This window comes from Stenotrophomonas sp. YJH_SMC_46, assembly GCF_059370315.1.
The window spans coordinates 457,804-468,041 of sequence record NZ_JCAFTO010000004.1 but is presented as its reverse complement, the minus strand read 5'-3'; the positions used below and the strand labels follow the sequence as shown (position 1 = coordinate 468,041).

General features: G+C 65.1%; 8 protein-coding genes and 4 tRNA genes. 1 reads left to right on the top strand and 11 read right to left on the bottom strand.

Going from position 1 to position 10,238, the window contains the following annotated elements; translation table 11 throughout:
* The 6 genes from AC5P8C_RS15755 to AC5P8C_RS15730 all read right to left on the bottom strand — a co-directional run.
* Positions 1 to 279 (bottom strand): GTP-binding protein (locus AC5P8C_RS15755; RefSeq protein WP_308307142.1); only part of this gene is annotated, 279 nt, incomplete at its 3' end.
* A gap of 41 nt (positions 280 to 320) precedes the next feature.
* Positions 321 to 396 (bottom strand) — tRNA-Thr (locus AC5P8C_RS15750).
* A gap of 49 nt (positions 397 to 445) precedes the next feature.
* A tRNA-Gly gene (locus AC5P8C_RS15745) sits at positions 446 to 519 on the bottom strand.
* Between the two features lie 24 nt (positions 520 to 543).
* A tRNA-Tyr gene (locus AC5P8C_RS15740) sits at positions 544 to 629 on the bottom strand.
* Between the two features lie 137 nt (positions 630 to 766).
* The gene (locus AC5P8C_RS15735; protein WP_005408201.1) at positions 767 to 1,783 is read right to left on the bottom strand and encodes an isoaspartyl peptidase/L-asparaginase family protein; all 1,017 of its coding nucleotides are present in this window, start codon (positions 1,781 to 1,783) and stop codon (positions 767 to 769) included.
* Between the two features lie 138 nt (positions 1,784 to 1,921).
* Positions 1,922 to 2,941: a cyanophycinase gene (locus tag AC5P8C_RS15730; RefSeq protein WP_495219060.1), complete on the bottom strand. Its 1,020-nt coding sequence runs from the start codon at positions 2,939 to 2,941 to the stop codon at positions 1,922 to 1,924.
* A 170-nt stretch (positions 2,942 to 3,111) separates the two neighbouring features.
* On the opposite strand from AC5P8C_RS15730, the gene AC5P8C_RS15725 reads away from it, so the two are divergent.
* A complete protein-coding gene (locus AC5P8C_RS15725; protein WP_495219059.1) occupies positions 3,112 to 5,850 on the top strand; it encodes a TonB-dependent receptor plug domain-containing protein in 2,739 nt (912 codons plus the stop codon).
* Between the two features lie 614 nt (positions 5,851 to 6,464).
* Here AC5P8C_RS15725 and ychF read toward each other — a convergent pair.
* From ychF to AC5P8C_RS15700, 5 genes are all read right to left on the bottom strand, one after another.
* Positions 6,465 to 7,556, bottom strand: a complete 1,092-nt coding sequence (gene ychF / locus AC5P8C_RS15720) for a redox-regulated ATPase YchF (RefSeq protein ID WP_019661168.1) — start codon at positions 7,554 to 7,556, stop codon at positions 6,465 to 6,467.
* Positions 7,557 to 7,697: 141 nt separating this feature from the next.
* Positions 7,698 to 8,276, bottom strand: a complete 579-nt coding sequence (gene pth, locus AC5P8C_RS15715) for an aminoacyl-tRNA hydrolase (protein WP_019661167.1) — start codon at positions 8,274 to 8,276, stop codon at positions 7,698 to 7,700.
* A 48-nt stretch (positions 8,277 to 8,324) separates the two neighbouring features.
* Positions 8,325 to 8,942 (bottom strand): 50S ribosomal protein L25/general stress protein Ctc, encoded by a 618-nt coding sequence (locus AC5P8C_RS15710; protein WP_005415401.1) that lies wholly within the window; start codon positions 8,940 to 8,942, stop codon positions 8,325 to 8,327.
* Positions 8,943 to 9,051: 109 nt separating this feature from the next.
* Positions 9,052 to 10,011 (bottom strand): ribose-phosphate diphosphokinase, encoded by a 960-nt coding sequence (locus tag AC5P8C_RS15705; RefSeq protein ID WP_005415400.1) that lies wholly within the window; start codon positions 10,009 to 10,011, stop codon positions 9,052 to 9,054.
* Positions 10,012 to 10,151: 140 nt separating this feature from the next.
* Positions 10,152 to 10,228 (bottom strand) — tRNA-Gln (locus tag AC5P8C_RS15700).
* Positions 10,229 to 10,238: the final 10 nt, after the last annotated feature.

Genomic DNA, 10,238 nt, shown 5'->3' with positions numbered 1-10,238 from the left:
GATCATGTTCTTGACGTAGTCAGCGTGGCCCGGGCAGTCAACGTGGGCGTAGTGACGGATCGGGGATTCGTATTCGACGTGCGCGGTCGAGATCGTGATGCCACGCGCCTTTTCTTCCGGCGCGGCGTCGATCGAGGAGTAGTCCTTGAACTCGCCACCGAAGCGCTCGGCACCGATCTTGGTCAGTGCGGCGGTCAGCGTGGTCTTGCCGTGGTCGACGTGACCGATGGTGCCGACATTGACGTGCGGCTTGGTGCGCTCGAACTTACCCTTGGCCATGGCTGCTTATCTCGAATTCGTCTGAGAGGTGATGCTTGAGATGGTGCTCACGAAAGGAATCGAACCTTCGACCTCTTCCTTACCAAGGAAGTGCTCTACCGACTGAGCTACGTGAGCCGAGTTTTGCATTATGACATGAACTCGATAATATTCAAAGTTCATTCAATGGAGCGGGAGACGGGAATCGAACCCGCACCATCAGCTTGGAAGGCTGAGGTTCTACCATTGAACTACTCCCGCGCCGGGAATGTCACAACGTGAAACTGGTGGAGGGAGGTGGATTCGAACCACCGAAGGCGTAAGCCAGCAGATTTACAGTCTGCCCCCGTTGGCCGCTTGGGTATCCCTCCTTACCACCCCAAACCGTTGCCGCCGAAGCGTTGCGGTGTGTGGTGGTGAGCCGCTTATTCTGCTGATGGGACGTGGGGCTGTCAACGCTTTTTTCCATTTTTTTCACACGCTGTCGCAAACCCATTGATACGCAAGGTTATTGCCCGGGAACCGGCAGGGTCTCGTTGGCGAAAATTGCGACATGAGGGACGCCGTCGCCGCCGATCCAGCCCCGATACATGCCCTGGGTGTTGAACGGCGTGGCCATTTTTCCGTCTGCGCCGAGCACGATCGCACCGCCGTCGCCGCCCATCTGCGGAATCGTCTCGTTGATCACGCCCTTGCCGGCCTGCTCCGGGCTCTGCCCCTGGTAGCGCATGCGCGCACAGATCTCGTGCGCGGCCGCAGTGCGGATGTAGTACTCGCCCCACCCGGTGCCGGACACCGCGCAGCGTGCGTCGGCCCAGGTGCCGGCACCGATGATCGGCGAGTCACCGACCCGGCCGTAGCGCTTGTTGGTCATGCCCCCGGTGGAGGTGCCGGCGGCCAGATGCCCCTGCGCGTCCAATGCGACCGCACCAACGGTACCGAAGTGCTTTGCAGTCTCCAGGTCGGCATGCGCCTGGCCACTGGCCTCTTCCTTGAGGGCGCGCTGCAGCTGTTGCCAACGCTTCTCTGTACGGAAGTAGGAGGGATCGACCAGAGGAATGCCCTGCTCGGCCGCGAAGGCTTCGGCGCCCTGCCCGACCATCATCACGTGGCGGGATTTCTGCATCACGGTCTGCGCCAGCAGGATCGGGTTGCGCACCCGTTGCACGCCCGCCACCGCGCCCGCCGCCTGGTTCGCGCCATCCATGACCGCCGCATCCAGCTCGTTGCGGCCGTCGTGGGTGAACACTGCGCCCTTGCCGGCGTTGAAGGTGGGATCGTCCTCCAGCACGGTGATCGCGGCGGTGACTGCGGCCAGCGCGGGGCGCCCCGCCGCCAGTTCCGCATGACCCTTCAGCAGTGCTGCCCGCAGCGCGTCACGTGCGGCCTTTTCCTCGGCCGGCGACAGGTCCTTGCGCTCGACGCCGGCGCCGCCGTGGATGACCAGCAGCGGTGAAGCGGCCGGTGCGGCCTGGGCAAGCATGGGCAGGGACAGCAGTGCGGACAGTGCCAGGCGCAGTTTCATCGGGTACGTCTCCAGCAGGTGGGCAAGGGAGGCATCATCGTAGAGCCGAGCCCATGCTCGGCTGATGCCTCGATTGAAGAGCAGCCGAGCGCGGGCTCGGCTCTACAGCATCCCATGCGTGGCCACAGGATCGCCGGGTCACTGGCGGATGAGTTCGATCTCGCCATCGCTGACGTCGGCCACGGCCTGGTAGTCGGCCTCGGCCTGGAAGTCATCCAGGCGCATGCGGCTGCCGCTGGCGACCACCGTTACCGGCACCGCGTGGAAGCGCAGCGGCTCACCTTCGACCAGGCGGTCGGCATCGCGGCCGGGGCTGACCACCCAGACCTTGCCCTCGCCGTCAGCACTGTAGACCTGCGCCTGGCCATCAGGCTCCACGCACAGAGCGGTGTCCTCGTCGACGCCGATGCCGACGATGCCGGGGTCGCCACTGTCCTGGGCGGCGCGCGCCACGAACACGATCAGGCGACCGAGCCGGTCGCGCTTGTCGAAGTGGGTGTCGGTGACCACGCGCTGCAGGTAGGGCATCTGCAGGAAGCCACTGTCCATGGTCACCGCACTGCCCATCGGGTCGGCCAGCGCACCGGCGGAGGTGATGCTGCCGCCGTCCATCGCGCCGTATGCATAGCCACCGAGGATGGCGAGCCCAGCGCTGGTACCGGCAATCGGCTTGCCGGCGCGCACATGGGCGTTCAGCGCGCGGTTGAGCGCAGTACCCTTCCAGAAGCGGATGTAGCGCGACTGGTCACCACCGGCAATGAAGATGGCATCGGCGGCGGCAACCACGCGCAGCACGGCCGGATCGTCGGCGCCGCGGCGGCTGTCGAAGACCAGCGTCTGCACTGCGGTGGTACCGCCGATCTCGCGGTAAAGGCGGTCCTGCAGCTCATCACTGCCAGAAGCGCGCAGGATCAGCACCCGGCCATTGCCAGCCTGCTTCAGCCACCAGTGGAAGGCCTCCGGCACCCATTCGCCACCGCCCATCAGCATCATGGCCGGTGCGCGCGGACCGGGCCGGGGCGCGTCGAGATCGCCGGCTTCGTAGCAGGCGAAGCCCGGGCCCTGCAGGTCCTGCGCAAGGGCGACCAACGGCACGGCCAAGACCAGCAGCGCCAGCCGGGCGAAGGGGGCACGCACGGTCCGATGGAGGCGTCGCATCTTGATCTCCCTGAACAAAATCGACTTGCAAGCGTTTCCACTCTTTGCCAGATAGGGACCCAGTAGTCAAGGACATGAAAAAGGCGTTAAATGCGCGCGCCCGTTCCGGAAATCTGAATGGGGGACAGGGCCCCTCCTCTGCGGGCCGGCTTCATTTCCGAGAATTCCTCATGCGTAGACAGGCGATGGCGTGGTCGATCCAGCTGGCGTTGATGGGCGTGGCTGCTTCCGCGGCGGCCCAGGCACCGGCTTCCTCTTCGGTGCAACAACTGGACGCGGTGCAGGTCACCGGCTCGCGCATTCCGCGCGCCCAGGTGGAAGGCCCCGCCCCGATCACGGTGATCAACGCCGAACAGATCCGCTCCAGCGGCTTCACCAGCGTGCCGGACGTGCTGCGTGCAATGACCCAGAACGGCGGTGAGACCCAGAGCCAGCAGTCTTCCAGCGGCGCCGACTTCTCGCCGGGCGCCCAGCAGGTAGACCTGCGCGGCCTGGGCCCGAACCACACGCTGGTGCTGGTCAATGGCCGCCGCATCGCCGACTTCCCGATGCCGTTCAAGGGCCGCAGCAACTTCACCGATGTCTCCAACATCCCGCTGGGGATGATCGAGCGCATCGAAGTGCTGACCGGCAGCGCCTCGGCCATCTACGGCTCGGACGCGATCGCCGGCGTGGTCAACTTCATCCTGAAGAAGAAGGCCGACGGCACCACGATCGACATGCGCATGGGCACCACCAGCGAAGGCGGTGGCGAGTCGTTCGACATGAGCCTGGCCAGCGGCTTCAGCCGCGGCAACTTCAACGCCGTGTACAGCGTCGAGCTGCAGTCGCAGACCCCGCTGTGGGCCTATGAGCGCGACATCCAGGATTCGACCCAGGACGGCCCCACCGAGGGCTCGCGCATCGCCCGCCGCGCTTACCTGCGTACGGACTACAACGACGACTACCTGGATCCGGGCGCGGCCACCTGCGAAGCGCTGGCCGGGCAGAACCAGGGCAGCACCTACCGCGCCTACCGCCCGCGCTACGGGTACTACTGCGGCAGCGACAGCTCGATCGGCTACGGCACCATCCTCAGCAAGCGCCGCGGCGCCAATGGCTACGCCTCGCTGAGCTACGACTTCGACAACGGCCAGCAATGGTTCGCCGATGTGCAGCTGGGCTACCACACGATGTCGCTGATGCGCGACGTCACCAAGTGGGGCCGCATGGACGCCAATGGCGATGAGTCGGGCTACTTCAACAACCAGGCCACCGGCGAGATCGAGTTCTGGCAGCGCCAGTTCTCACCCGAGGAAATGGGGGGCCTGCGCAATGCGATGGTCCGCAGCACGCAGAAGACCTTCAGCGTGACCACCGGCTTCAAGGGCAATCTGGCCGGCAACTGGGACTACGAAGCGGCGCTGAGCCATTCACAGTACCAGTCGCGGATCAGCTGGGCGCAGATCATCGCCGCCAAGGCCAATGACCTGTTCCTGGGCCCGCAGCTGGGCGTGGACGACGACGGTTTCCCGATCTACAACGCGGACCCGTCGCGGCTGTACCGGCCGCTGACCCGCGCCGAGTACGATTCGATTGCCGCACGCACTACCTATTCGCCGAAGTCGCGCACCGAGACGGCTGCATTCACGCTGACCAATTCCGCGCTGTTCGGCCTGCCGGGCGGTGATGCCGGGTTCGCCGCGACCGTGGAATTGGGCCAGCAGGCCTATGCGCTGAATCCCGATCCGCTGGCCACCCAGTACTACTACTACAGCTGGAAGGATTCGGACGGCCAGGGCTCGCGCAACCGCTGGGCGACCGCCGCCGAGCTGCGCATGCCGCTGCACGAGACGGTCAACCTGAGCGTGGCCGGCCGCTACGACCAGTACCGCTATTCCGGCCACACCATCGGCAAGGCGACCTGGAGCGGCGGTCTGGAATGGCGCCCGATCGACACGCTGCTGGTGCGCGGTTCGTATGGCACCGCGTTCCGCGCGCCGGACCTGCACTACGTGTTCGCCGGACCGGGCAACGACGAGACCACCGCCGAAGACCTGTACAGCTGCCGCGCCGATGGCGCTAGCGACTGTTCCGACTACGAGCGCAACCTGATCCGCAGCCGCACCGGCAACCGCCAGCTCGACCCGGAAACCAGCACCTCTTGGAGTGCAGGCTTCGTCTGGTCGCCGGCGATCGGCCTGGACCTGTCCGTGGACTGGTTTGACATCGACATGCGCAAGCAGGTGCAGGACATGGACGTTCGCACGCTCCTGGCCAACGAAGCCAACTGCCGCCTGGGTACTGCCGACATCAACTCGCCGACCTGCGTGGACGCGCTCGACCGCATCACCCGCACCGGTGATGGCCGCCTATACGGCGTGCGCGTCGCTCCGATCAACGTCGCCCGCGAATCGACCTCCGGTATCGACGTCGGCCTGCGCTACCGCATGCAGACCGGCATCGGCGATTTCATCCTCAACGGCACCCACACCTGGGTGAAGAAGCACGATTTCCAGCGCTACCCCGGTGACCCGACCCTGGACCAGTTCGCGGTCAACAGCGGATTCGACATCCCGCGTACCAAGACCAGCCTGAGCGTGACCTGGGAGAAGGACGCGTGGTCGGCGACGGTCTATGGCTCGCGCCTGGGCAAGCTGCCAACTTCGGACAGCTACGACCAGTCGTTCGACTGGGACAGCGGTGACAGCCCGTACGTGAAGGCGACCTACCGCTACAACGCCTCGGTGCAGTACCGCTTCGACGACCACTCGCGCCTGTCGCTGTCGGTGGTCAATGTGTTCAACAAGATGCCGCCGAAGGACACCACGTATACCGCGTACCCGTACTACGACGTGTCCTGGTTCGACAGCGTCGGCCGCACCATCAACCTGCAGTACACCCACAAGTTTGGCGGCACCGCGCTGTAAGGCGCGCGGCCTTGCAGGACGTGGACGACAAGGCCCGCCATTGGCGGGCCTTGTCATTTGCGCTCTGGTAGATGCCCACCTTGGCGGGCACTGTCTCGCCGCGCGCCCACCAAGGTGGGCGGCTATCAGAGCGGGCCACCGGGGTTTTCCACACAATGCGTGGAGAGTGATGGGAACTTGATGTGGACAAGTGGGTTCGAGCGTTGCGATGCAGGCATTTCCGGGCGTGGTTATTTTTTATCCACGCCTCCCGTTGTTTTCCACACCACGCGTGGAAAGCGATGGGAACTTGGTGTGGACAAGTGGGTGCGAGCATTGCAGCGCAGGCGTTTCGAAGCGTGGTGAAAATCTGTCCAGGTCGCGCGGGCGAGCCCCTTGTAGAGCCGAGCCCACGCTCGGCTCCGGCTGGCATCAGCCGAGCATGGGCTCGGCTCTACATCGGCTTCGCCGGTTTTCCACATGCGGCGTGGAAAGCGATGGGAGTTTGCTGTGGACAAGTGCCGGCGAACATCACGCCGCAAGCGTTTCGCAGCGTGGTGATTTTTTATCCATATTCAGAAACGCGAACGCCCCGCACGAGGCGGGGCGTCCGGGATCGATCCGATGCCGCTGGATCAGACGTTGAAGCGGAAGTGCAGGATGTCGCCTTCCTGCACGCGGTATTCCTTGCCTTCCAGGCGCAGGCGACCGGCTTCCTTGGCGCCGGCTTCGCCCTTGTACTTGATGAAGTCGTCATACGCGATGGTTTCGGCGCGGATGAAGCCCTTCTCGAAGTCTGTGTGGATGACCGCGGCAGCCTGCGGGGCGGTGGCACCCTTGCGCACCGTCCACGCGCGGACTTCCTTCACGCCTGCGGTGAAGTAGGTCTGAAGGCCGAGCAGGCTGTAGGCCGCGTTGATCACGCGGTTCAGGCCCGGCTCGCTCAGGCCCAGGTCGGCCAGGAAGGTATCGCGGTCCTCGTCGTCGAGCTGGGACAGCTCTTCTTCGATCGCGGCCGACACCGGCACCACCTGCGCGCCTTCTGCGGCGGCATGCGCGCGCACGGCTTCCAGGTGCGGGTTGTTCTCGAAGCCGTCTTCCAGCACGTTGGCGATGTACATCACCGGCTTCAGGGTCAGCAGGAACAGGTCGCGTACCAGCGCCTTTTCTTCATCATCCAGGCCGGCCGAACGGCCGGCCTTGCCCTCCGACAGTGCCGCCTGCAGCTTGGCCAGCACCGGCTTGCGCGCCGCTGCATCCTTGTCGCCGCCCTTGGCCGCGCGCTCGGCACGGTTCAGTGCCTTCTCGACGCTGTCCAGGTCGGCCAGCGCCAGCTCGGTATCGATGGTTTCGATGTCCGAGATCGGGTCGACCTTGCCGGCGACGTGCACGATGTCACCGTGCTCGAAGCAGCGCACCACGTGGGTGATGGCATCGACTTCGCGGATGTGCGCCAGGAACTTGTTGCCCAGGCCTTCACCGCTGGCCGCACCGGCGACCAGGCCGGCGATGTCGACGAACTCGACCGCGGTCGGGATGACCTTCTGCGGGTTGATGATGCCCGCCAGCTCGTTCAGGCGCGGGTCCGGCACCGGCACGATGCCGACGTTCGGCTCGATGGTGCAGAACGGGAAGTTCGCCGCGGCGATGCCCGCCTTGGTCAGCGCATTGAACAGGGTCGACTTGCCGACGTTGGGCAGGCCGACGATGCCGCATTTGATACCCATGGGTGACAGCTCTCTGGGGTGAAAGTGATTGGGGAAACAGCGACGTGGGCGCTGCTTTTCCAATCATTCTCCGTACCGACCAACGGTCGGTACCTACCGACCTGGTTGACTCCGTACCGACCAACGGTCGGTACCTACCGGTTATTTCGGGGTGTGCAGGCGCTTCATCGCTTCGTTGAAATCGCCCTGCACCGCCAGCGGCAGCACGTCGATCGCATCGTCGATGGCGCGCGCGATCAGCACGTCATCGTCCTTCGACGGGCGGCCGAGCACCCAACCCACCACGCGGTCCTTGTGGCCGGGGTGGCCAATGCCCACGCGCAGGCGATGGAACTTGCCATGGCCGAGCAGGCGGATGGTGTCGCGCAGGCCGTTCTGACCGCCGTGGCCACCGTCGAACTTCAGCCGTGCCGCGCCGGGCGGCAGGTCCAGTTCGTCGTGGGCCAGCAGGGTTTCCTCCGGCTCGATCTTCCAGAACCGCTGCGCGGCGGTGACCGACTTGCCGCTGAGGTTCATGAAGGTGGCGGGCTTGAGGAGCCACACCGTCTGCCCGGCGATCTCGACCTTGGCGGTCTCACCGAACAGCTTGCTGTCCACATTCCATCGCGCACCGGCTTTCTCCGCCAGGGCCTCAACGAAATGAAACCCGGCATTGTGCCGGGTCCGGGCGTGTTCCGATCCGGGGTTGCCCAGACCGACGATCAGTCGCAGTCCTGCCATGGTTCCTTCCAGTACGGTGCCTGCCCGCAGGCAGGCACCGTAGCGGTATTACTCGGCGGCAGCCGCTTCTTCGTCGGCCGCGTCGGCCTTGCCGGCCTTGGCGGTGACGATGGCGTCGTCGTGGTCCTTGCCCAGCGCCAGGGCCGGGATTTCCACGCCCTTCGGCAGCTTGATGTCGGACAGGTACACCACGTCACCGGCCTTCAGCTCGCCCAGGTCGACTTCGATCGACTCCGGCAGGTCCTTCGGCAGGCAGGTGATGGTCACTTCCTTCAGTTCGTGGGTGACCACGACGTCGGCAGCCTTGCCGGCCGGCGAGGTGTCTTCGTTGACGAAGTGCAGCGGGACCGAAGCGGTCAGGGCTTCGTTCTCGTTCACGCGCTGGAAGTCCAGGTGCATGATCAGCTGCTTGTACGGGTGGCGCTGCATGTCACGCAGCAGGACCTTCTGCACCTGGCCATCCAGGTTCAGGTCCAGGATCGAGGCATAGAACCACTCGTTCTGCTGGGCCAGCCAGATTTCGTTGTGGTCCAGGCTGATGGCGACCGGCTCGGCGTTGCCGCCGTACACGATGGCCGGGATCACACCGGCGTGACGCAGGCGGCGGCTCGCACCCTTACGCTGCAGTTCACGCTTGGTGACCTTGATTTCATGGGTCTTCGACATTTTCGACTACTCAGGTTGTTGCCGCGCCCTGCGGCGTGGCGGTTGAAGATGCTTCCGCGACCAGAAGCACCCGGGGTATGCCCCCGCCGTTGCCGGCAGGGGCGAAAACTCAGTCGACGTACAGCGAGCTGACCGACTCACCGAACGCGATGCGGCGCATCGTTTCAGCCAGCATTTCCGCCACGCTCAGCTGGCGGATCTTGCTGCACACCCGCGCCGCGTCCTTCAGCGGGATGGTGTCGGTCACCACCAGCTCGTCGAGCTGGGAATTGGTGATGTTGTCCACCGCCGGGCCCGACAGCACCGCGTGGGTGCAGTAGGCGGCGACCTTGAGCGCACCGCGCGCCTTCAGGGCAGCAGCAGCGGCGCACAGGGTGCCGGCGGTATCGACGATGTCATCGACCATCACGCAGGTCTTGCCTTCGACGTCACCGATGATGTTCATCACGGTGGAGACGTTGGCGCGCGGGCGGCGCTTGTCGATGATCGCCAGGTCGGCGTCATCCAGGCGCTTGGCCACCGCACGGGCGCGGACCACGCCGCCCACGTCCGGCGAGACGACGATCAGGTTCTCGGTGCCGTAGGCGCGCCAGATGTCGGCCAGCAGCAGCGGGGACGCGTACACGTTGTCCACCGGAATATCGAAGAAGCCCTGGATCTGGTCGGCGTGCAGGTCGACGGTCAGCACGCGATCAGCGCCCGCGGTGCTGAACATCTTGGCCGCAAGCTTGGCGGTGATCGGCACGCGCGAGGAGCGCATGCGGCGATCCTGGCGCGAGTAGCCGAAATACGGCACCACGGCGGTGACACTGGCCACCGATGCGCGCTTGAGCGCGTCGATCAGCACCAGCAGCTCCATCAGGTTTTCCGCGCTCGGCGCGCAGGTCGGCTGGATCACGAACACGTCCTGCTTGCGGACGTTCTCTTCGATCTCCACCTGCACTTCGCCATCGGAGAAGTGCGAGACCAGCGCCTTGCCCGGGCGAACCCCCAGTTCCTTGCAGATGTTCTGCGCCAGACGTTTGTTGGCGTTGCCGGAAAAGACCAGCAGGTTCGGGGACTCTTGCATCATGATTGTCTCGGGCGGGGACGAGTGGCGGGGATCCGGAGTCGGCAAGGACCCCGATGGACCCTTGCTGCTGACAACACCGCGGTTGTTTCCACGTCCCGCGCGGGCGATGCGCTGGAAGGCGCGGACACAGCCGCTATTGGCAGGGGCGGTAGGATTCGAACCTACGAATGCCAGGATCAAAACCTGGTGCCTTGGGCCTCTTGGCGACGCCCCTGCAGTGATAA

Coding starts and splice junctions, on each gene's coding strand:
- AC5P8C_RS15735 (WP_005408201.1), bottom strand. CDS start 1,783: ATGAAACTGCGCCTGGCACTGTCCGCACTGCTGTCCCTGCCCATGCTT.
- AC5P8C_RS15730 (WP_495219060.1), bottom strand. CDS start 2,941: ATGCGACGCCTCCATCGGACCGTGCGTGCCCCCTTCGCCCGGCTGGCG.
- AC5P8C_RS15725 (WP_495219059.1), top strand. CDS start 3,112: ATGCGTAGACAGGCGATGGCGTGGTCGATCCAGCTGGCGTTGATGGGC.
- ychF (WP_019661168.1), bottom strand. CDS start 7,556: ATGGGTATCAAATGCGGCATCGTCGGCCTGCCCAACGTCGGCAAGTCG.
- pth (WP_019661167.1), bottom strand. CDS start 8,276: ATGGCAGGACTGCGACTGATCGTCGGTCTGGGCAACCCCGGATCGGAA.
- AC5P8C_RS15710 (WP_005415401.1), bottom strand. CDS start 8,942: ATGTCGAAGACCCATGAAATCAAGGTCACCAAGCGTGAACTGCAGCGT.
- AC5P8C_RS15705 (WP_005415400.1), bottom strand. CDS start 10,011: ATGCAAGAGTCCCCGAACCTGCTGGTCTTTTCCGGCAACGCCAACAAA.